This is a genomic window from Aromatoleum toluclasticum ATCC 700605 (genome assembly GCF_000378245.1).
Lineage (GTDB): Bacteria > Pseudomonadota > Gammaproteobacteria > Burkholderiales > Rhodocyclaceae > Aromatoleum > Aromatoleum toluclasticum.
Map to the genome: position 1 here is coordinate 340,561 of NZ_KB899493.1, position 19,585 is coordinate 360,145.

Annotated in this window: 21 protein-coding genes; 5 read left to right on the forward strand and 16 right to left on the reverse strand. The window is 66.1% G+C overall.

Translation table 11 applies throughout. The annotated features are described in order from the left end of the window. Positions 1–6 precede the first annotated feature (6 nt). The 10 genes from F464_RS0107140 to F464_RS0107185 all read right to left on the reverse strand — a co-directional run bounded on the left by F464_RS0107140 (position 7) and on the right by F464_RS0107185 (position 7,920). Positions 7–264 carry a BolA family protein gene (locus F464_RS0107140; protein WP_018989106.1) on the reverse strand — a complete coding sequence of 86 codons (258 nt, stop codon included), beginning with the start codon at positions 262–264 and terminating at the stop codon, positions 7–9. Positions 265–275: 11 nt separating this feature from the next. Further along, positions 276–1,043 (reverse strand): ABC transporter permease, encoded by a 768-nt coding sequence (locus F464_RS0107145; RefSeq protein WP_018989107.1) that lies wholly within the window; start codon positions 1,041–1,043, stop codon positions 276–278. After that, on the reverse strand, positions 1,036–1,932 hold the full coding sequence (locus F464_RS0107150; RefSeq protein ID WP_018989108.1) for an ABC transporter ATP-binding protein: 897 nt from the start codon (positions 1,930–1,932) through the stop codon (positions 1,036–1,038). The genes F464_RS0107145 and F464_RS0107150 overlap by 8 nt, the downstream gene beginning before the upstream one ends. Positions 1,933–1,945: 13 nt before the next feature. Beyond that, positions 1,946–2,230, reverse strand: coding sequence for an STAS domain-containing protein (locus tag F464_RS0107155; RefSeq protein ID WP_018989109.1), 285 nt, complete (start codon positions 2,228–2,230; stop codon positions 1,946–1,948). Further along, positions 2,227–2,847 (reverse strand): MlaC/ttg2D family ABC transporter substrate-binding protein, encoded by a 621-nt coding sequence (locus F464_RS0107160; RefSeq protein ID WP_026295824.1) that lies wholly within the window; start codon positions 2,845–2,847, stop codon positions 2,227–2,229. The genes F464_RS0107155 and F464_RS0107160 overlap by 4 nt, the downstream gene beginning before the upstream one ends. 57 nt (positions 2,848–2,904) lie before the next feature. After that, on the reverse strand, positions 2,905–3,681 hold the full coding sequence (locus F464_RS0107165) for an MlaA family lipoprotein (RefSeq protein ID WP_018989111.1): 777 nt from the start codon (positions 3,679–3,681) through the stop codon (positions 2,905–2,907). 28 nt (positions 3,682–3,709) lie between these two features. After that, on the reverse strand, positions 3,710–4,183 hold the full coding sequence (gene mlaD, locus F464_RS0107170; protein ID WP_018989112.1) for an outer membrane lipid asymmetry maintenance protein MlaD: 474 nt from the start codon (positions 4,181–4,183) through the stop codon (positions 3,710–3,712). Further along, the gene (mlaE, locus tag F464_RS0107175) at positions 4,180–4,974 is read right to left on the reverse strand and encodes a lipid asymmetry maintenance ABC transporter permease subunit MlaE (RefSeq protein ID WP_018989113.1); all 795 of its coding nucleotides are present in this window, start codon (positions 4,972–4,974) and stop codon (positions 4,180–4,182) included. Before mlaE ends, mlaD begins: the two co-directional genes overlap by 4 nt. Beyond that, positions 4,971–5,789: an ABC transporter ATP-binding protein gene (locus F464_RS0107180; RefSeq protein WP_018989114.1), complete on the reverse strand. Its 819-nt coding sequence runs from the start codon at positions 5,787–5,789 to the stop codon at positions 4,971–4,973. Before F464_RS0107180 ends, mlaE begins: the two co-directional genes overlap by 4 nt. Before the next feature lie 160 nt (positions 5,790–5,949). Continuing rightward, on the reverse strand, positions 5,950–7,920 hold the full coding sequence (locus tag F464_RS0107185; protein WP_018989115.1) for a monovalent cation:proton antiporter family protein: 1,971 nt from the start codon (positions 7,918–7,920) through the stop codon (positions 5,950–5,952). Positions 7,921–8,062: 142 nt separating this feature from the next. Between F464_RS0107185 and F464_RS0107190 the strand changes: the two genes are divergently transcribed. From F464_RS0107190 to F464_RS0107210, 5 genes are all read left to right on the forward strand, one after another. Then, positions 8,063–9,058, forward strand: a complete 996-nt coding sequence (locus F464_RS0107190) for a KpsF/GutQ family sugar-phosphate isomerase (RefSeq protein ID WP_018989116.1) — start codon at positions 8,063–8,065, stop codon at positions 9,056–9,058. Between the two features lie 48 nt (positions 9,059–9,106). Next, a complete protein-coding gene (gene lptC, locus F464_RS0107195; RefSeq protein ID WP_018989117.1) occupies positions 9,107–9,688 on the forward strand; it encodes an LPS export ABC transporter periplasmic protein LptC in 582 nt (193 codons plus the stop codon). Further along, positions 9,685–10,245 (forward strand): lipopolysaccharide transport periplasmic protein LptA, encoded by a 561-nt coding sequence (gene lptA, locus F464_RS0107200; RefSeq protein WP_018989118.1) that lies wholly within the window; start codon positions 9,685–9,687, stop codon positions 10,243–10,245. Before lptC ends, lptA begins: the two co-directional genes overlap by 4 nt. A gap of 29 nt (positions 10,246–10,274) precedes the next feature. Next, positions 10,275–11,051: an enoyl-CoA hydratase gene (locus F464_RS0107205; protein ID WP_018989119.1), complete on the forward strand. Its 777-nt coding sequence runs from the start codon at positions 10,275–10,277 to the stop codon at positions 11,049–11,051. Between the two features lie 328 nt (positions 11,052–11,379). After that, a complete protein-coding gene (locus F464_RS0107210) occupies positions 11,380–11,946 on the forward strand; it encodes a phasin family protein (RefSeq protein WP_040394575.1) in 567 nt (188 codons plus the stop codon). 144 nt (positions 11,947–12,090) lie between these two features. Here F464_RS0107210 and F464_RS0107215 read toward each other — a convergent pair whose 3' ends face one another. From F464_RS0107215 to glyQ, 6 genes are all read right to left on the reverse strand, one after another. Further along, positions 12,091–13,302, reverse strand: a complete 1,212-nt coding sequence (locus tag F464_RS0107215) for a PilT/PilU family type 4a pilus ATPase (protein ID WP_040394577.1) — start codon at positions 13,300–13,302, stop codon at positions 12,091–12,093. A 141-nt stretch (positions 13,303–13,443) separates the two neighbouring features. Next, on the reverse strand, positions 13,444–15,153 hold the full coding sequence (locus F464_RS0107220; protein ID WP_018989122.1) for a sensor histidine kinase: 1,710 nt from the start codon (positions 15,151–15,153) through the stop codon (positions 13,444–13,446). Positions 15,154–15,206: 53 nt separating this feature from the next. Then, positions 15,207–15,977, reverse strand: coding sequence for a lysophospholipid acyltransferase family protein (locus F464_RS0107225; RefSeq protein ID WP_018989123.1), 771 nt, complete (start codon positions 15,975–15,977; stop codon positions 15,207–15,209). An 8-nt stretch (positions 15,978–15,985) separates the two neighbouring features. Continuing rightward, on the reverse strand, positions 15,986–16,525 hold the full coding sequence (gene gmhB / locus F464_RS0107230) for a D-glycero-beta-D-manno-heptose 1,7-bisphosphate 7-phosphatase (protein ID WP_018989124.1): 540 nt from the start codon (positions 16,523–16,525) through the stop codon (positions 15,986–15,988). A 16-nt stretch (positions 16,526–16,541) separates the two neighbouring features. Next, positions 16,542–18,629 (reverse strand): glycine--tRNA ligase subunit beta, encoded by a 2,088-nt coding sequence (glyS, locus tag F464_RS0107235; RefSeq protein ID WP_084600428.1) that lies wholly within the window; start codon positions 18,627–18,629, stop codon positions 16,542–16,544. Continuing rightward, the gene (glyQ, locus tag F464_RS0107240) at positions 18,626–19,549 is read right to left on the reverse strand and encodes a glycine--tRNA ligase subunit alpha (RefSeq protein ID WP_018989126.1); all 924 of its coding nucleotides are present in this window, start codon (positions 19,547–19,549) and stop codon (positions 18,626–18,628) included. The genes glyS and glyQ overlap by 4 nt, the downstream gene beginning before the upstream one ends. Positions 19,550–19,585 lie beyond the last annotated feature (36 nt).

Below are 19,585 nucleotides of genomic sequence, written 5' to 3' on the forward strand. Positions count from 1 at the left end.
TCCCGCTCAGAAGCCCAGGTCGGTGCGGACTTCGGCCCACTTGGCGGGGGTATAGGTCTGCAGCTGCAATGCGTGGATCTCGTTGCCCATGAGCTTGCCGAGCGTCGCGTACACGGCCTGGTGCTGGCGCACCTTGGGCTTGCCTTCGAATTCGGTACTGACGACGATGCCGGTGAAATGCACCCCGTCGTCGCCCTGGATCTCGACGAACTCGCAGGCCATGCCCTGCTCGATGAGACGCTTGATTTCTGCTGCTTCAAACATTTTGACTACCCTCAAGCCCGCAGCTTGTAGCCCCGGGCGAGCATCGCCAGGGTCAGTACTGCGAGGAACACGAAACAGACACTCACGACCGCAAGGCTCAGCCACGGCGAGACGTCGGACTGGCCGAAGAAACCGTAGCGGAAGCCGTCGATCATGAAGAAGAACGGATTGATGTGCGAGACCGTCTGCCAGAAGGCCGGCAGCGAGTGGATCGAGTAGAACACGCCGGACAGCATCGTCAGCGGCATGATCAGGAAATTCTGGAAACCCGCGAGCTGGTCGAACTTGTCCGCCCAGATGCCTGCAATGACGCCCAGCGAACCGAGGATCGCGCCCCCCATGAGGCCGAACGCGAGGATCCAGCCCGGGGCCGCCATCGGCAGATCGACGAAGGGGAAGGACACGAGCAACACGCCGATGCCAACGAAGAGGCCGCGCAGCAGCGATGCGATCACGTAGGCGGCGTAGAACTCGCGGTAGGACAGCGGCGGCAGCAGCACGAAGATGATGTTGCCGGTGATCTTGCTCTGGATCAGCGACGAGGAGCTGTTCGCGAACGAGTTCTGCAGCAGCGACATCATCACCAGCCCCGGCACGAGGAAGGCCGTGTAGGCGACATCGCCGTAAACCGTGACATGCCGGTCGAGCACGTGCGAGAAGATCAGCAGATACAGCAGCGCGTTGAGGACGGGGGCGCCGACGGTCTGGAAACCCACCTTCCAGAAGCGCAGCACTTCCTTTTGCAGCAGGGTGCGGAACCCGATCAGGCGCTCATGCACGGCTCATGACCTCCACGAACACGCGCTCGAGGTCGGCTTCGCCCAGACGCAGCTCGAGGATCCGCGCCCCCGCCTCGCGCAGCCGCGCGAGCAGCGGTTCGAGATCCTCGTATCGATCGAGCGGGAAGTCGACCCAGCCGCCGGACATGACCGCGCCGCCCAGCGCCGCAACGGCCTCGGCTTGCTCGAGGCGGACGCTGAGCGAGTGGCTCGCGAAACGCCGCAGCAGGTTCTCCGTGGTGTCCAGTGCGACGACCTTGCCCGCTTTCAGCATCGCGATGCGGCCGCACAGCGCCTCGGCCTCTTCGAGGTAGTGCGTCGTCAGCACGATGGTGTGGCCGTCGCGGTTGAGCTTGCGGATGAACTGCCACAAGCCCTGGCGCAGCTCGACATCGACACCGGCAGTCGGCTCGTCGAGCACGATCACCGGCGGACGATGCACGAGCGCCTGCGCGACCAGCACGCGCCGCTTCATGCCGCCCGAGAGCATGCGCATGTTGGCGCCCGCCTTGCCGGTCAGGTCCAGGTTCTCGAGAATCTCGTCGATCCAGTCGTCGTTGTTGCGGATGCCGAAATAGCCGGACTGGATACGCAGCAGTTCGCGCACCGAGAAGAAGGGGTCGAACACCAGCTCCTGCGGCACGACGCCGAGGTTACGCCGTGCGCTGCGGTAATCCGAGACGACGTTGAAGCCCATGACCTCGAAGATCCCGCCGTCCGGACGCACGAGCCCCGAGAGCGCCGAGATGAGCGTCGTCTTGCCCGCGCCGTTCGGTCCGAGCAGGCCGAAGAATTCGCCCTGCGCGACTTCGAGGTCGACGCCGGCGAGCGCCTGGAGGGAACCATAGCGTTTGGTCGCCGAAACGATCCGGATTGCGGGAGAAGGCATCGACTGCAACGGCTCAGGCTTCGGCGGGCAGCAGCTCGTCGACACCGTAGAGCGTCGCGAGGCTGCGCATCCCCGCCGGCATGCCGGCCTGGCGAACCTTGTGCCCGCTCGCGCGGGCGACACGCATCCAGTCGAACAACAGCGCAAGCGCCGATGAATCCGCCGCGCTCACGCCGGACAGGTCGACGACCAGGTCCTCGGCGCGCACGAGTGCGCGACCGCGCTCGATCCATTGCGCGGCAGTCACCATCGTCAGCTCGCCTTCGATGGCGAGAACCTTGCCCGAAGCGGCGTTCATGTACGTGCCGGCGCAGCGAGGTCGCGGTTCTTTTGCTCCAGCGACTTGATCAGGCCATCCACGCCGCCGGCGCGAATCTCCTGCGCGAAGGTGCCGCGGTAGTTCGTCACGAGGCTCACGCCGGCGACGACCACGTCGAAGACCTTCCAGCCTTCGGCCGTCTTTTCCAGCGTGTAGTCGATGTTGATCGCCTGCGCACCGGCCTGGCGGACTTCGGTCTGCACGCGCACCGAGGTATCGGCCTCGGCGAACTTGGCGGGCTTGTAGCCGATGGTCTGGTCGCGGTACTGCGTCAGCGCATTGGAATAGGTGCGCACGAGCAGGGTACGGAAGGCTTCGACGAGCTTGCCCTGCTGCTCCGGGTTGGCCTGGCGCCAGTCCTTGCCGACTGCCAGCATGGTCATGCGGCGGAAGTCGAAATGCGGGAGGACCTTTTCCTCGACCAGATCGATCACACGACGCGTGTCGCCGGACTGGATCGCCTTGTCCTGACGCACGATGGTCAGGACGTCGTCACTGACTTCGCGCACGAGCGCATCGGGCGCCTTCAACGAGTCAGCCGCAAACGCCGGCAGAAGCGAGAACATCAGGCACAGGGAAAGCAGGAACTTCTTCATCATCACTCCTCGGGAACACCGGCAACCAGGCACGTGCCCCTTTTGTCCGTCAGAAAATTATTGTGCGCCGGTATCGGCGAACAGCTCGGCGTCATCCTGTTTCCGCCGCGCCCCGTTGAAATCGATCTCCTCGAGCGGCGGATTGCCGTCGAACACGCGGTAGCGGCGCTGCTGCAGATAGAAGTCGCGCGCGTAGGCATACTTGTCCAGCGTGCCTTCGTCCAGCGTCTTGTCGATGCCGAGCAGGTTGGCGCGCGCATGCACGAGGCGCAGCGCCGTGAGGCTGTTGCGCGTCGGGACGTCCTTGATACCCCACACGTCGTCGCCGTACAGGTCGATCGGCAGAACCGCCGCGTCACGGACAGTGCGCGGACCGAAGAACGGCACGACGAAATACGCCCCTTCGCCCACGCCCCACCAGCCCAGGGTCTGGCCGAAATCCTCGTCGTGCTTGGGCAGCTCGAGCTCGCTCGCGACGTCGAAGAGGCCGAGGATGCCCACCGTCGAGTTGATCGCGAAGCGTAGCAGGTCGCTCAGGCCATCCGCCAATTTGCCCTGCAACAGGTTGTTGCCGCCGATCCACACGTCACCGACGTTGCCGAAGAAGTTGCCGACGCCGGTACGCAGCGGCAGCGGCGTGACCTTGTCGTAGGCCTTGGCGACCGGCTGGATCGCGGCCTCGTCAACCTTCTCGTTGAAGGTGAACATCGCACGATTGTAGCCTTCGAGCGGGTCGTCCGGATTGGCGACGCGCGCCGTGCAACCGGCCAGCGCAAAGCAGGCGGACGCGAGCACGAGCGCCTTCACGAACTTGGGGGAGGTCTTCTTTTTCATTATGGAATTCAGGTTGCGCGCATCCGGTTCAGTTCGCGGGTGCCGACCCTTCGGCCGCCTTGTCGAACATGAATTGGCCGATGAGCTTCTCCAGGACGACCGCGGACTGGGTGATCTGCAGCGCGTCGCCGGTTTTCAGCATCGCCTCGTCGCCGCCCGGCTCGAGGCCGACATACTGCTCGCCGAGCAGGCCGGAGGTCAGGATGGTCCCGATCGTGTCACGCGGGAACTGGTAGGTCGCATCGAGCGACAGGGAGACGACGGCACGATAGGTCTTGGAGTCGAAACGGATCTCCTTGACGCGTCCGACGACGACGCCTGCGCTCTTCACCGGCGCCCTCACCTTGAGGCCGCCGATGTTGTCGAACTGTCCGGTCACGAGGTAGGTTTCACCGCCGTTGGCAGCCCCCAGGTTGCCGACCTTGAACGCCAGGAACATCAGCGCGGCCACACCGATGACGACGAAGAAACCGACCCACAGGTCGAGCGTTGTACGCCTCATGACTGCCCTCGGAACATAAGAGATGTAAGCACGAAATCGAGCGCCAGGATCGCCAGCGCGGAGGTCACGACGGTGCGGGTGATCGCACGCGACAGCCCTTCGGCGGTCGGCGTACAGTCGTAGCCCTCGAACACGGCGATCAGCGCGACCGTGGCGCCGAACACGAAGCTCTTGATCACCCCGTTCATGATGTCGAAGCGGAAGTCCACGGCCGCCTGCATCTGCGACCAGAATGCGCCGTCATCGACGCCGATGAACACGACGCCGATCAGCCAGCCGCCGAACACGCCCATCGCGGAGAACAGCGCGGCCAGTAGCGGCATCGAGATCACACCGCCCCAGAAACGCGGCGCGACGACGCGGGCGATGGGGTTGACGGCCATCATGTCCATTGCGTCGAGCTGCTCGGTGGTTTTCATCAGGCCGATCTCCGCGGTCACGGCGAGGCCGGCGCGGCTGGCGAAGAGCAGCCCCGCGACGACGGGGCCGAGTTCACGCGTCAGCGACAGCGACACCAGCACGCCGAGCGCGTCGCCCGAACCGTAGCGCTGCAAGGTTTCATAGCCCTGCAGGCCCAGCACCATGCCGACGAAGAGACCCGAGACGACGATGATCAGCAGCGACAGCACGCCGCTGAAGTAGATCTCGCGCACCGTCAGGTGGATACGCGTCAGCGACTGCCCCGAATGGCGCAGCAGCAGCATGAAGAAGCGCGCCGCGAAGCCGATGCGCCACACGCCCTCGACCGCCGCCGCGCCCAGACGGCGGATGAAGTTCAGCAGGCCGTTCATGCGGACCTCCCGCCGATGAGGCTCTGATCCAGCGCTTCGGCCGGGTAGTGGAAGGGCACGGGGCCGTCGGGCTCGGCGTGGATGAACTGGTACACCCAGGGATCCTTCGATGCGCGCAGCTCGTCGGGCGTGCCTTCCGCGACGATGCCGCCTTCGGAGACAAAATAGATGTAATCGACGATCTGCAGCGATTCCATGATGTCGTGCGTCACCATGATCGTCGTCGCCCCGAGCGCATCGTTGAGCTTGCGGATCAGCTGGCCGATGACGCCGAGCGAGATCGGATCGAGGCCGGCGAAGGGCTCGTCGTACATGATCAGCATCGGATCGAGCGCGATCGCCCGCGCCAGCGCGACGCGGCGCGCCATGCCGCCCGACAGTTCCGCGGGCATGAGGTCCGCCGCGCCGCGCAGCCCCACCGCGTTGAGCTTCATCAGCACCATGTCGCGGATCAGGCCGAACGGCAGGTCGGTGTGTTCGCGCAAGGGGAAGGCCACGTTGTCGAACACCGACATGTCGGTGAATAGCGCGCCGAACTGGAACAGCATGCCCATGCGCCGGCGCATCTCGTACAGCTCGGCCGTATTCAGGGACGATACATTGCGGCCGGCAACCTCGACGGTGCCGGCCGTCGCACGCAGCTGCCCGCCGATCAGGCGCAACAGGGTTGTCTTGCCGCAACCGCTGCCGCCCATGATCGCAACGACCTTGCCCCGCGGCACCTTCAGGTCGATGCCGCGCAGGATCTCGCGCTCGCCGTAGGCGAAGCGGACATCCTTCAGGCTTACCAGCAGATTGTCGGTTTCGGAAACCAAGTCGACGTCCCTCGGGGATCTTCAAAGCCTGTTAGTTTAGCAGACAGGGCGAAAGCAGCAGCCATTGCCGCCGGCCCGATGCGGGACGAATACACGAACACAGTGTTGCGTCGTGCGGCGCATGCGGGAGGACGAACGCCGACACGGGCGTCGCAGCGGATCACCGCCCCCGCAGCAGCCGACCTTCCGCCTGCTCCAGATCGGCGGGCACACCCATCAGCACGATCACATCGCCCGCCTGCATCAGCGTTTCCGCACTCGGCGCGACGCCGCGGATGTTGCGCCGGCGCACGGCCGAAACGCTCACGCCGAAGTCGTCGAGCGCCATCGCCCCCAGGGTGCGGCCGACCGCATGCGCGCCGGCCGGAAGGGTCACGGGGTGCAGGCGCACCTGGCGTGCCTCGGGGCCGTCGGCTGCATCGGTGGTGCCGTGGAAGAAGCCGCGCATGAGGGCGTAGCGCTGGTTACGCACGTCGCGGATGCGCCGCACGACCCGATTGAGCGGCACGCCGATGAGCGCGAGGGCGTGCGACGCGAGCATGATGCTGCCCTCGAAAGCCTCCGGCACAACCTCCGCGGCACCGCCTTGCGCGAGGCGATCCATATCCTTCTCGTCGGCGGCGCGCGTGACGATGGGCAGATCCGGCCGCAGCGCGAGTGCGCGATGCAGCACGCGCAGCGCCGCCTCGACCTCGCCGAAGGAGATCACCAGCGCGCTCGCGCGCATGATCCCGGCGGCCATCAGCGTCTCGTGGCGCGAGGCGTCGCCGTAGACGACGGTATCGCCGGCCGCCCCGGCCTCGCGCACACGCTCGGGATCGAGATCGAGCGCAACGTAGCTGACGTTCTCCTGCTCAAGGAAGCGCGCCATGTACTGCCCGCTGCGCCCGTAGCCGCAGATGATGATGTGCTTGCTGGTGTTCATCGACTGCGCCGCGACGCGCGTCAGCTCCATCGAACGCAGCAGCCATTCCGACGCGACGAAGCGCATCACGATCCGGTCGCTCGCCTGCACGACCAGCGGCGCGAGCAGCATCGAGACGACCAGCGCCGCGACCGTGGTCTGCAGCAGCGCAGGCGGTATCAGGTCGAGGCCATCGATCTGCGACACCAGCACGAAGCCGAATTCGCCGCCCGCGCACAGCCACAGACCGGTGCGCAGCGCCGTCCCGGCGGAGGAACCGAAAGCGCGCGAGGCCGCGAATACGATCGCGCACTTCACGACCAGCAGCGCCGCGACCATGCCAAGCACCGCGAACAGATGGCTCGCGATCACATGGACGTCGAGGAACATGCCGACCGTGACGAAAAAGAGCCCCAGCAGCACGTCGCGGAAAGGCTTGATGTCCTCCTCGACCTGGTAGCGGAACTCGGTCTCGGAAATCAGCATGCCGGCGAGAAAGGCCCCGAGGGCGAGCGACAGGCCGACGAGCTGCGACAGCCACGCCAGTCCCAGCGTGATCAGCAGCACGTTGAGCATGAAGAGCTCGCCCGAGCGGCGCCGCGCGACGATGGTGAACCAGGTGCGCATCAAGCGCTGGCCGAAACCGAGCACCAGGACCAACAGCACGACGGCCTTCAGGGCCGCGATACCGAGAGTTTCGGCCAGCGCCTCGGCCGGCTGCGACAATGCCGGGAGCAGGATCAGCAGGGGCACGACGGCGATGTCCTGGAACAACAGCACGCCCATGGTCTCGCGCCCGTGCTTGCTGTCGAGTTCCATCCGGTCGGACAGGAGCTTGGACAGGATCGCGGTGGACGACATCGCCAGCGTGCTGCCCAGCGCGAGCCCCGCCCCCCAGCCGAGGCCGAGGAGGTATCCGACCGGCATCACCAGCGCAATGCACCCGAGAACCTGAGCGGCACCGAGCCCGAATACCGTCCGTTTCATCGCCAGCAGGCGCGGCAGCGAGAACTCGAGCCCGATCGAGAACATGAGGAACACGACACCGAACTCGGCGAGATGGCTCGCACCGTCGGAGGCGGGCACCAGTTTCAGCGCGTGCGGCCCCACGGCCGCGCCGACCAGCAGGTAGCCGAGCACGGGCGGCAGGTTGATGCTGCGAAAGATCGCCACCGTGACGACCGCCGCGGCCAGCAGGAGGAGAACCAACTCCAGGGTATTCGGCATGGGGCTCCGCGTTGTGCATCGGGTTCGGCGGACGGTTCGGATATACTTGTCCGTCTTGGTGCGCCGCAGCGTCGTCCGATTATCGACGACTCATATTGCGCAGCGCCATCTATAAAAGAAAAGTGTAACCGCTCCGAACGCCATGAACCCACCCCAGCCAAAATCCGCGCGGGAAGCAGGCGCCATCTCCCTCGCGCGGCGCGTACTCCGCATCGAGGCCGATGCCGTCGTCGCCCTCGCGGACCGACTCGGCGCCGAATTCGAGCAGGCGGTGGACCTGATCCTGCAGCGCCGCGGGCGCGTCATCGTCACCGGCATCGGCAAGTCGGGGCACATCGGGCGCAAGCTCGCGGCCACCCTCGCCAGCACCGGCACGCCGGCCTACTTCGTGCACGCCGCGGAGGCCGCGCATGGCGACCTCGGGATGATCACGCCGGAAGACATCGTGATCGCGCTGTCGAACTCGGGCGCGAGCGAGGAAGTGCTCACCATTGTGCCCCTGGTCAAGCGCCAGGGCGCCAAGCTCATCTCGATCACCGGCAAGCCGGAGTCCCCGCTCGCACGCGAGGCCGACGTGCATCTGGATGCGGCCGTGGCCGAGGAAGCCTGTCCGCTGAACCTCGCCCCGACGGCGAGCACGACGGCGGCGCTCGCACTCGGCGACGCCCTGGCGGTGGCGCTGCTCGATGCGCGCGGCTTCGGCGCAGACGATTTCGCGCGCTCGCATCCCGGCGGCAGCCTGGGTCGTCGCCTGCTGACCCACGTCAGCGACGTGATGCGCCCGAGCGAGCGTGTGCCGCAGGTGTCCGAAGACGCCTCGATGATGGCCGCGCTGATCGAGATGTCGCGCGGCGGCATGGGCATGACCGCCGTGGTCGGCGCCGGCGGCCGCCCGATCGGCATCTTCACCGACGGCGACCTGCGCCGGGCGCTGGAACGCGGCTGCGACGCGCGCAGCGCGACGATCGCCGAGGTGATGACGCGCAATCCGCGCAACATCGGCCCGGACGCGCTCGCCGCGGCCGCCGCCGAGATGATGGAACGGCAGCGCATCAACCAGTTGCTGGTGGTGGACCATCAGGGCGCCCTCGCCGGCGCGTTGACGACCCACGACCTCATGCTGGCGAAGGTGATCTGATGCACGCCGCCTCCCTGCACACGACCTGCACCGCCTGACGCTCCGGCCGTGAAACCGTCCATCCAGCAACTCTATCCCCTCGCCGGCCTGATCATCGTGGCCGGCGCCTCGCTCTGGCTGGAGCGGATCACCACCGACGAGGAGGCCCGCCCGTCGTCCCAGGAGCGCGTAGCGCCGGACTTCGTCGCCGAAGGGACGCGCCTGATCGCCTTCGACCACAGCGGCCGACAGCACTACGAACTGCTGACCGACAAGATCACGCACCACCCGCAAACCGATGCCACGACGCTCGATCACCCCCGCCTGCACTACGAGGTCGACGGGCGCGAACTGCACCTCAGTTCGGAACAGGGCGAAGTGCTCCGCGAGGGCGACGAGGTGCGTCTGGCGGGCGACGTGCGTGCGCGGCGCAATGCAGCAGAAGGCAGCCCCGAAATGACCCTCGCGTCCGCTTCGCTCACGATCTGGCCCGACGACGAACGTGCCGCGACGTCGGACCCGGTCGCGATCACCCAGGGCGCCAGCACGGCGCACGCGAACGGCATGAAGTCCGACAACATCTTCGGCACACTGGAACTCATCGGCAACGCGCGCGTGCATATCCCGCGCACCAACCGGAAATCACCATGATGCGCACATCCCTCCCCACCCTGCTGGCGCTCGCTCACGCGCTCGTTCTGGGCCTGCTGTCGCAACCCGCGCTCGCCGAACGCGCAGACCGTGATCAGCCCGTCAACATCGAAGCCAACCGCGTCACCGTGGACGACCGCAACAAGGTCCACGTCTTCGAAGGCGATGTCGTCCTGACGCAGGGCACCCTCGTGATCAAGGGCGCAAAACTGGTCGTGACCCAGGGCCCGGACGGCTTCCAGTCCGGTGTCGCGACCGGCAGCGAGAAGCGGCTTGCGACCTTCCGCCAGAAGCGCGAAGGCAGCACCGAGTATGTCGATGGCGAGGCCGAGCGCATCGAGTACGACGGTCGCGCCGAACGGGCCCGCCTCTTCAACCAGGCGCACGTGAAATCGGGCGCTGACGAAGTGAGCGGCCACTACATCGAGTACGACTCGCTGAGCGAGAACTACCTGGTCACCAATCAGCCCGGCAAGACCGAGACGCGCGCTGCCGGCGACGGGCGCGTGCGCGCGGTGATCCAGCCCAAGAATTCCGGCCCCGAGAAGACCAAATGACCGCTTCACCCTTCCAAGGAGGAGACTGCATGGAGTACAGCAACATCATCGTCGAAACGCGCGGGCGGGTCGGACTGATCACGCTCAATCGCCCGAAGGCCATGAACGCGCTCAACGACCAGCTGATCGATGAGGTCGGCTACGCGCTCGACGGCTTCGAGAAGGACGAGAGCATCGGCGCGATCGTCATCACCGGCTCGGAAAAGGCGTTCGCGGCGGGAGCCGACATCGGCGCGATGGCGAATTACTCGCACATGGACGCCTACAAGGGCGACTACATCACGCGCAACTGGGAGCGCCTGAAGAGCTGCCGCAAGCCGATCATCGCGGCGGTCGCCGGCTTCGCTCTGGGCGGAGGATGCGAGCTGGCAATGATGTGCGACATGATCTTTGCTGCCGACACCGCGAAATTCGGCCAGCCCGAGGTCAAGCTGGGCGTGCTGCCCGGCGCCGGCGGCACGCAGCGCCTGCCGCGCGCGATCGGCAAGGCGAAGGCGATGGACATGTGCCTCACCTCGCGCATGATGGACGCCGCCGAGGCCGAACGCGCCGGCCTCGTTGCCCGCATCATCCCCGCCGACCGCCTCGTCGACGAGGCGATCGAGGCCGCCACGGTCATCGCCGGCTTCTCGCTGCCGGTAGTCATGATGATCAAGGAATCGGTCAACCGCGCATTCGAGAGCAGCCTCACCGAAGGCCTGCTGTTTGAACGCCGCACCTTCCATTCGGCCTTCGGCCTGGAAGACCAGAAAGAAGGCATGGCCGCCTTCGTCGAGAAGCGCAAGCCGGTCTTCAAGCATCGCTGATGCTTTTTGCGCCGCCGCAATCCTGCGGCGGCGCCCTCCCCCGTAATTTTCGTGTAACCTTCGCGGCGCATGCTGCATGGCAGCCATTGATGCCAATGGCACAGGCTCGCAAACTGCCTGCCGGCATTTGTTTCATAATGAAACAAAATAAAAACAGCCACATAGAACACAGCGCGGCTGTCACACGAGTTGTAAGAATTTTTTTGTGCATCGCACAAAACAGCTTGACACACAGTTGCGCGGACCTATAATCGAATCCATGTTGCGACGCACCACGCACTACGGCCGGCGCGAAGCAAACCAAATCCAACGTAACACACATCAGGAGATGAAAATGTTTGCAACCCCCGAGCAATTCGCCGCCGCCAACAAAGCCAACGTCGAAACCCTGCTGACCCTGGCCAACAACGCCTTCGCCAGCGCCGAGCGTTTCGCCGCCCTGAACCTGAACACCGCCCGTTCGATCCTCGAAGACGGCCTGGCCAACTCCAAGGCCCTGCTCGGCGCCAAGGACGCACAGGAATTCCTGGGCCTGCAGGCTTCGCTGGTTCAGCCGCTGGTCGAGAAGGCCGTGGCCTACAACCGCAGCGTCTATGAAATCGCTTCGCAGGGTCAGGAAGAAGTCTCGAAGCTGGTCGAAGTCCAGATCGCCGAGCTGAACAAGAGCCTGGCCGCTGCCCTCGACAAGGCTGCCAAGTCGGCTCCCGCCGGTTCGGACGTCGCCGTTGCCGCCGTCAAGTCGGCCATCGCCGCCGCCAACAGCGCCTACGACAGCGTCAGCAAGGCTGCCAAGCAAGTCGCCGAGATCGCCGAAGCGAACGTCGCTGCCGCGACCAACGCCACCGTCAAGGCCGTGAGCGCCACTGCCAAGACCGCGTCGAAGAAGGCTGCCTGATAGCCGTCTGATCGACTCGACGCGCCCGCCCCGCGAGGGGCGGCGCGGCAACAAAAAGCCCCGCAGAGCGATCTGCGGGGCTTTTTGTTTTCAGGACTGAATCGGCGGCTGCGAGAGCGGCCGGTGCGGCGGCGAATCCGGCACCTAGCCGGCGATCCTGGCACCCGGAGCGGCGGTGCCCTCGGCTTCCTCTTCCGCGTCCTTCTCTTCCTCGATCGACAGGCTCAACTCCGTGCCCGCGGAGGTCTTCGGCTGGCGACGCTCGGCCTTCAGCTTGATCTGCAGGCGCAACTCGTTGGTCGAATCGGCGTTGCGGATTGCCTCCTCGTAGCTGACGAAGCCGGCGTCATAGAGGTCGAACAGCGCCTGGTCGAAGGTGCACATACCCAGTTCGCGCGACTTCGCCATGATCTCCTTGATGGACTGGAACTGCCCCTTGAAGATCATCTCCGCGATCGTCGGCGTGTTGAGCAGGATCTCGATCGCCGCCTTGCGTCCCTTGCCGTCCTCGGTGCGGATCAGGCGCTGCGACACGATCGCGCGCAGGTTCGACGAGAGATCCATCAGCAGTTGGTTGCGCCGTTCCTCGGGGAAGAAGTTCACGATCCGGTCGATGGTCTGGTTCGCGTTGTTCGCGTGCAGCGTCCCCAGGCACAGATGGCCCGTCTCGGCGAAGGCGATCGCATGCTCCATCGTCTCGCGGTCGCGGATCTCGCCGATCAGGATCACGTCGGGCGCCTGGCGCAGCGTGTTTTTCAGCGCATGTTCCCAGGAATGCGTATCGACGCCGACCTCGCGGTGCGTGACGAGACACTGCTTGTTGCGGTGGACATACTCGACCGGATCCTCGACCGTGATGATGTGCCCGGGGGCAGTGCTGTTGCGGTGATCGATCATCGCGGCCAGCGTCGTCGATTTGCCCGAACCCGTACCACCCACGACCAGCACGAGGCCGCGCTTGGTCATGATGATTTCCTTGAGCACCTCCGGCAGGCCGAGCTTGGCGAGCGTCGGGATCTCGGACGCGATCGTGCGGATGACCATGCCGGCGTGTTGCTGCTGGACAAAGACGTTCACGCGGAAGCGGCACAGTCCGGGGATGGAGATCGCAAAATTGCACTCCATCTCGGCCTCGAACTCGGCACGCTGGCGGTCGTTCATCAGGCTCAGAGCCAACGAACGCGTGATGTCGGGCGTCAGTCGCTGTTGGCTGAGCGCCTTCATCATGCCATGCGCCTTCACGGTCGGCGGAAAATCGACCGAGATGAACAGGTCCGACCCATCCATCTGGTGCATCGCATTGAGCAGCCTGTGCATGTAGTTGCGGGCTTCTTCCATGCCTAGGGCGGACGACATATGGATTCCTTCAGAGGGGCAATCGCAGGGCTTCGACAGGCTCGGCCCGAACGGCATTTCGTTGCCGGGTTCATGGAAGCGGCATTTCAGGACGTCTCCGCCGGAACCGGACGCAGTGCCGCGGGGATGTCCTGCGGAAAATCAGGACGCGGGCGCGACTGGCGCTTCCGCCGGCAGGGCGATCTCGTAGTACGTGCGCTCGCGCGTGACACGGCCGCCCAGGCTGCGGATGCGCCGCCTCACGACGTCGAAGCGGCTGTCCTCGAAACGGGCATGGTCCCTGCAGACGCCAGGATAGGCCTTGCACTCGCTGGAGATGCGGATCAGCAGCTCCGCCCCGCTGGCCATCGTCTCGACGACGATGGTGCCGCCCTTTCCACCCGGGCCGGCAGGACATTCCGTGCACGCCTGCAGCAAATTCATCAGCACTTCGTTGAGGTAGTCGGGAATCACCGAAACCGCGGGCAGATCGGAGCCGCCCCTGAAGTCGAGACGGATCGACCGGAAGCGCCGGTCGAAGCCGAGAAAATCGAGGATCGACTTGACCATCACGTTGATGTCGATGAGTTCGCGCGATTCGCGCCGCGCCGCCGCGAACTCGGAGATCTGCCGGGTCATCCCGGCGATGCGGCGGGTCTGTTCGAGAATCAGGCCCGGCTGGCAGGCGTCGCACCCGGTGCGCTGCTTGTTCAGCTGGATCTCCTGCGCGAGCATCGAAATCGTTGCAAGCGGATTGCCGACCTCGTGGGCGACGTTCGCGGCCATCGTCGCGAGGGCGGCCATCTTCTCGTGATGCCAGCGCTCTTCGCGTTCCGCCGCGCGCTCCTGGGCCGCCGCCTGCGAGTCGATGATGCGCTGGCCGTTGCGCACAATTGCCCACAGGACGCCATACAGCACGATGAGCGTGCCCCCGACGACCAGGAGGAAGACCTCGGAGCTGGTGCTCACCTTGTCCTCGTTTTCCGCCAGGGTCGTCTCCAGCGCCTCCTGGTTCGCGTGCGCCAGCCCGCCAAGTTCGGCCGAAACCGCCTGGATGCGCGCGAGGAATGACGTGACGTCGGAATAGATCTCGAACACGCCCACGACGCGTTCGCTGCCACGCTCGCGCACGGGAATGTAGCTCGAAATCAGGTCGCGGTTCTCGACCACGCCCTCGAAGGCACTGAAGCGCTCGCGGTGGGTCATCTCGCTGGCGGGCACCCCGGCCGCCGCGTTCTTCCACCCCTGGTTGTCCGCCTTGTCCTCGCCGATCTGTGCATGCTCCGACGAATAGATCGTGATGCCACGCAGATCGAACACCTTGATCTTGAACACGCTGCTCGCCTGCATCGTGTCATAGGCCTTGGCGTCGAGCTCGGCAAAGCCCGGCAGCGCCATGATCGTCCTGCCCAGCTCGGCAAAGCATGCGCGCCGTGCATCGGGACCGCCCGCCGCCGCCGAGGACAGGCTGCGGCACGGCGCGGCGGAAATGGCCTGCGCACGGGCGGCAAAGGGCGCGATGTGGGAGTCCCACAACACGTTGCCGACGACGCGCGTGAGCGTGACATGGCTGGCCTCGTGCAGCGAGATCAGGCTCGCGCGTGCGGCGTGGTCCTGCTTCGCGGCGAGATCTGTCTGGGCTCGGGCGAAGAAATCGCCCTGTTCGCGCTGGACCTCGGCGAAAAACGTGATCTCGTCGCGTTGCAGGAAATACAGCACGACGGCGACGATCACGAACGCGGCAAGGCTCGCGAGCGTGAAATAGCGCATCAGGCGGAAATGTCCGGCGGATTCGCGCGCCGGCGGCTCGGCCGGCTGCGACGAAAGCCTGCCACGACGATCCATCATCTGCATCCCTTCCGCCCCTTCCATTCCTCGCTCCGCGCCCCGGAGGGCGGCTTGCGGGACGACCGAAGCCGCCCGATTCACTCCGCCTCTTCGACCTCGCCCGGAACTGCAGCGGCCGCGTCGGGACCGCTCCGGTAGTGGTGCGGGAACAGGCGGTGCATCTCGCCTTCGATCCATGCCGCGGAGCGGCGATTGATCTCGGCGGCATCCAGCCCCGTCGGGTCGATCACGGGACCGATGCTGACGGTGATCTCGCCCGGGTATTTGAGGAAGGCGTCGCGTCCCCAGAATTCCCCGGCATTATGCGCCACAGGCACGGCGGGGACGCCCGCCTGCTGCGCGAGCGCGGCGCCGCCCGCCTTGTAGCGGCGCTTGGCGCCGGGAGCGGTGCGGGTGCCCTCGGGGAACACCGCGACCCAGTAGCCTTCCGACAGGCGGTCCCGTCCCTGCTCGACGACCTGGCCGAGCGCATCCTTGCCGGCGGCACGGTCGATCGCGATGCCCGGAATCGACGCCAACCCCCAGCCGAAAAACGGCACCTTGAGGAGCTCGCGTTTCAGCACGAAGCACAGCGGCGGAAAGATCACCTGCAGGGCCATCGTCTCCCACGCCGACTGGTGCTTGGAGAGGATCACGGACGGCACCGAGGGGATGTTCTCGCGCCCGATGACCTTGTAGCGGATGCCCAGGATGCGCGGGATGAACCACATCATCAACGGCGCCCAGGCCGTGACGACGCGATGGCGCGTGCGCGGCGACAGCGGGTAGGCGAGGATGCCGAACAGCGCGAACGGCGGCGTGAAAATCGCCAGGACGATGGCGAACAGCAGGGAGCGCAGGACGACCACGGTATCCTTCAGGCGGTGAGATCGGCGACCACGGCCGCGAGATCGGGGTAGATGAGCGTGCCTTCGGGCAGCGCAGGATCGTCGCGCGTCTTCATGCCCTTGCCGGTCAGCACGAGATAGGGCTTGCAGCCGACCGCGACGCCGGCCTGCAGGTCGCGCAGGCTGTCGCCGATGCAGGGCACGCCATCCAGCCTGGCGTTGAAGCGCTCGGCGATCTGCAGAAACAGGCCCGGCTTGGGCTTGCGGCAGTCACAGGTGGAATCGGCCGAATGCGGGCAGAAGAAGATCGCATCGAGCCGGCCGCCGGCCTGGGCGAGGCTCTTCACCATCTTCTCGTTGATCGCGTTGAGCGTGTCCATGCCGAAGAGGCCGCGACCGACGCCGGACTGGTTCGACGCGACGACCACGCGCCAGCCCCACTGATTGAGGCGCGCGATCGCCTCGAGCGAGCCCGGGATCGGCTTCCACTCGTCGGGCGACTTGATGAACTGGTCGGAGTCGTAGTTGATGACGCCGTCACGGTCCAGGATGATCAGCTTGTTCGGCATGGATCAGCTCCGGAAATCACGCCGACAGACGCGACAGGTCGGCGACCTGGTTCATCAGACCGGCGAGTTGGCGCAGCAGCGCGAGGCGGTTCTGGCGCGTCATCGGTTCCTCGGCCATCACCATGACCTCGTCGAAGAAGGTGTCGACCGCGGCGCGCAGGCCGGCGAGCACGCACAGCGCGTCGGTGTAGTCCTCGTTGCCCATGTGCGAGCGCACCAGCGGCGCGACATCGACGACGCGGTGGAACAGCGCCTTTTCGGCCTCTTCCTGCAGCAGCGCGACCTCGGGTTCGGGCAGTTCACCCTCGACCTTCTTGAGGATGTTGACGATGCGCTTGTTCGCGGCGGCGAGCGCCTCGGCCTCGGGCAGCGCGCGGAAAGTGCGCACGGCGTCGAGCTTGGCAGGGACGAGATCCATGCGGGTCGGGCGCAGCGCGAGCACGGCGTCGATGACGTCGCCCGCGTGGCCGGCGTCGCGCAGCAGGTTCTTCAGGCGCTCGAACATGAAGTCGAGGAGCTGCGACTCGAAGCCTTGCGCGGTGAGAAGACCAGGCTTGAAGCCGGCCGCGGCGTCGCCGATGAGCTCGGCGAGGTCGAGCGGCAGCGGCGTCTCGATGAGGATGCGCAGCACGCCCAGCGCGGCGCGGCGCAGGCCGAAGGGGTCCTTGTCGCCGGTCGGCAGCTGGCCGATACCGAAGAAGCCCACCAACGCGTCGAGCTTGTCGGCGAGCGCGACGGCGCAGGCGACGTTGCCCGCGGGCAGCGCATCGCCGGCGAAGCGCGGCTGGTAGTGCGACTGGATCGCGTCGGCGACGATCTCGCCTTCCTTGTCGTTGAGCGCGTAGTAGCGCCCCATGATGCCCTGCAGTTCGGGAAACTCGCCGACCATGTCGGTGACGAGGTCGGCCTTCGCGAGGCGGGCGGCACGGCCCGCGGCAGTTGCGTCGCCGCGCAGCTTGCCCGCGATCGCGCTCGCGAGGCGTTCGAGGCGTTCGACGCGCTCGAACTGGCTGCCGAGCTTGTTGTGATAGACGACCGGAGCGAGGCGCGGCAGGCGGCTCTCCAGCGTGTGCTTGCGGTCCTGCTCGAAGAAGAAGCGCGCATCGGACAGGCGCGGGCGCACGACGCGCTGGTTGCCCGTGATGATGTTGGAGGCGTCCTCGAGACGCATGTTGGACACGATCAGGAAGCGGTTGCGCAGCTTGCCGTGCGCGTCGAAGAGCGGAAAGTACTTCTGGTTCGCACGCATCGTCAGGATCAGGCATTCCTGCGGCACGGCGAGGAACTCGGCTTCGAATTCGCCGACATACACGGTCGGATGCTCGACCAGCGCGGCGACCTCGTCGAGGAGGTCGGCGTATTCGCCCAGGCTCGCGCCTTCGCGCGCGGCGGTCGCGAGGAGCTGGCGCTCGATCTCGGCGCGGCGTTCGGCGAAGTCAGGAATAACCTTGCCTTCGGCGAGCAGCGTCGGCTCGTAGGCGTCGGCGGTCGCGAGCGCGATGTCGCCGCGGCTCATGAAGCGGTGGCCGCGCGTGATGCGGTCGGAGTCGAGGTCGAGCACGCGGCCCGGCACGATGCGCTCGCCGTGCAGCATCGAGAGTTTGTGCACGGGGCGCACGAACTGCGCGTCACCCGCGCCCCAGCGCATCAGCTTGGGGATGGGCAGGGCCTTGACGGCGTCCTGCACGATCCCGGCGAGCACGGCGTCGAGTGCCGCGCCGTCTTCGTTGCGGGTGTAGAACAGCGCCTCGGCCTTGCCGTCCATGCGGCGCTCGAAGCTCGCGACGGCCTCGGGCGGAATGCCCTTGGCTTCGAGCTTCTTCAGCAGCGCAGGGGTCGGACGGCCTTCGGCGTCGAGCGCGACCTGCACCGGCATGATCTTCTCGGTGACCTCGCGTGCGGGCGCGGCGGCGCGCACTTGCGGCACGGTGATCGCCAGCCGCCGCGGCGCGGCGAACCAGCGGAAGCCGCGGTCTTCGGCGAGGAGGTCGCGCGCCTTGAGGCCGTCGAAGATCTTCGCGGCAAAGGTTTCGCCGAGGCGCGGCAGGGCCTTGGGCGGGAGTTCTTCGGTCAGGAGTTCAACGAGCAGGGAGGCATTCATCACACGGCCTCCTTCTTGTTTGCAGCGGTGTCGAGCATCGGGAAGCCCAGGCTCTCGCGGGAGTCGTAATAGGCCTGCGCGACGGCGCGCGACAGGTTGCGGATGCGGCCGATGTAGGCGGCGCGCTCGGTGACGGAGATCGCGCCGCGGGCGTCGAGCATGTTGAAGCTGTGCCCGGCCTTCAGGACCATCTCGTAGGCCGGCAGCGCGAGGCCGATCTCGATCAGGCGCTTGGCTTCGGATTCGTAGTTGTTGAAGAGCGAGAAGAAGAACTCGACGTTCGCGTGCTCGAAGTTGTAGGTCGACTGCTCGACTTCGTTCTGGTGGTAGACGTCGCCGTAGCTGACTTTGCGCCCGTCCGGATAGACCGCCCACACGAGGTCATAGACGTTCTCGACCCCTTGCAGGTACATCGCGAGGCGCTCGAGGCCGTAGGTGATTTCGCCCAGCACCGGCTTGCAGTCGATGCCGCCGACCTGCTGGAAGTAGGTGAACTGCGTGACCTCCATGCCGTCGAGCCACACTTCCCAGCCCAGGCCCCAGGCGCCGAGCGTGGGGTTCTCCCAGTCGTCCTCGACGAAACGCACGTCGTGCGCGTTGGTGTCGATGCCGAGCGCGCGCAGCGAGTCGAGGTAGAGCTCCTGGAAGTTCAGCGGCGAAGGCTTCAGCACGACCTGGAACTGGTAGTAGTGCTGCAGACGGTTGGGGTTCTCGCCGTAGCGGCCGTCCTTGGGGCGGCGCGAAGGCTGCACGTAGGCGGCATTCCACGGCTCCGGGCCGATCGCGCGCAGGAAGGTCGCGGTGTGCGAGGTGCCGGCACCGACTTCGAGGTCGTAGGGCTGCAGCAACACGCAGCCGCGATCGGCCCAGAACTGCTGGAGCGTCAGGATGACTTGCTGGAAGGTGGGTTTGTGCAGGGACATGGTCTCTCGACAGCTATGGGCGACGGCAAGGGCGCC

Bases quoted from the DNA above. Each gene is read 5' to 3' on its own strand.
- F464_RS0107140 (WP_018989106.1), bottom strand. From the start codon at position 264: ATGTTTGAAGCAGCAGAAATCAAGCGTCTCATCGAGCAGGGCATGGCC.
- F464_RS0107150 (WP_018989108.1), bottom strand. From the start codon at position 1,932: ATGCCTTCTCCCGCAATCCGGATCGTTTCGGCGACCAAACGCTATGGT.
- F464_RS0107155 (WP_018989109.1), bottom strand. From the start codon at position 2,230: ATGAACGCCGCTTCGGGCAAGGTTCTCGCCATCGAAGGCGAGCTGACG.
- F464_RS0107160 (WP_026295824.1), bottom strand. From the start codon at position 2,847: ATGAAGAAGTTCCTGCTTTCCCTGTGCCTGATGTTCTCGCTTCTGCCG.
- F464_RS0107165 (WP_018989111.1), bottom strand. From the start codon at position 3,681: ATGAAAAAGAAGACCTCCCCCAAGTTCGTGAAGGCGCTCGTGCTCGCG.
- mlaD (WP_018989112.1), bottom strand. From the start codon at position 4,183: ATGAGGCGTACAACGCTCGACCTGTGGGTCGGTTTCTTCGTCGTCATC.
- mlaE (WP_018989113.1), bottom strand. From the start codon at position 4,974: ATGAACGGCCTGCTGAACTTCATCCGCCGTCTGGGCGCGGCGGCGGTC.
- F464_RS0107185 (WP_018989115.1), bottom strand. From the start codon at position 7,920: ATGCCGAATACCCTGGAGTTGGTTCTCCTCCTGCTGGCCGCGGCGGTC.
- F464_RS0107190 (WP_018989116.1), top strand. From the start codon at position 8,063: ATGAACCCACCCCAGCCAAAATCCGCGCGGGAAGCAGGCGCCATCTCC.
- lptA (WP_018989118.1), top strand. From the start codon at position 9,685: ATGATGCGCACATCCCTCCCCACCCTGCTGGCGCTCGCTCACGCGCTC.
- F464_RS0107205 (WP_018989119.1), top strand. From the start codon at position 10,275: ATGGAGTACAGCAACATCATCGTCGAAACGCGCGGGCGGGTCGGACTG.
- F464_RS0107210 (WP_040394575.1), top strand. From the start codon at position 11,380: ATGAAAATGTTTGCAACCCCCGAGCAATTCGCCGCCGCCAACAAAGCC.
- F464_RS0107215 (WP_040394577.1), bottom strand. From the start codon at position 13,302: ATGTCGTCCGCCCTAGGCATGGAAGAAGCCCGCAACTACATGCACAGG.
- F464_RS0107220 (WP_018989122.1), bottom strand. From the start codon at position 15,153: ATGGAAGGGGCGGAAGGGATGCAGATGATGGATCGTCGTGGCAGGCTT.
- gmhB (WP_018989124.1), bottom strand. From the start codon at position 16,525: ATGCCGAACAAGCTGATCATCCTGGACCGTGACGGCGTCATCAACTAC.
- glyQ (WP_018989126.1), bottom strand. From the start codon at position 19,549: ATGTCCCTGCACAAACCCACCTTCCAGCAAGTCATCCTGACGCTCCAG.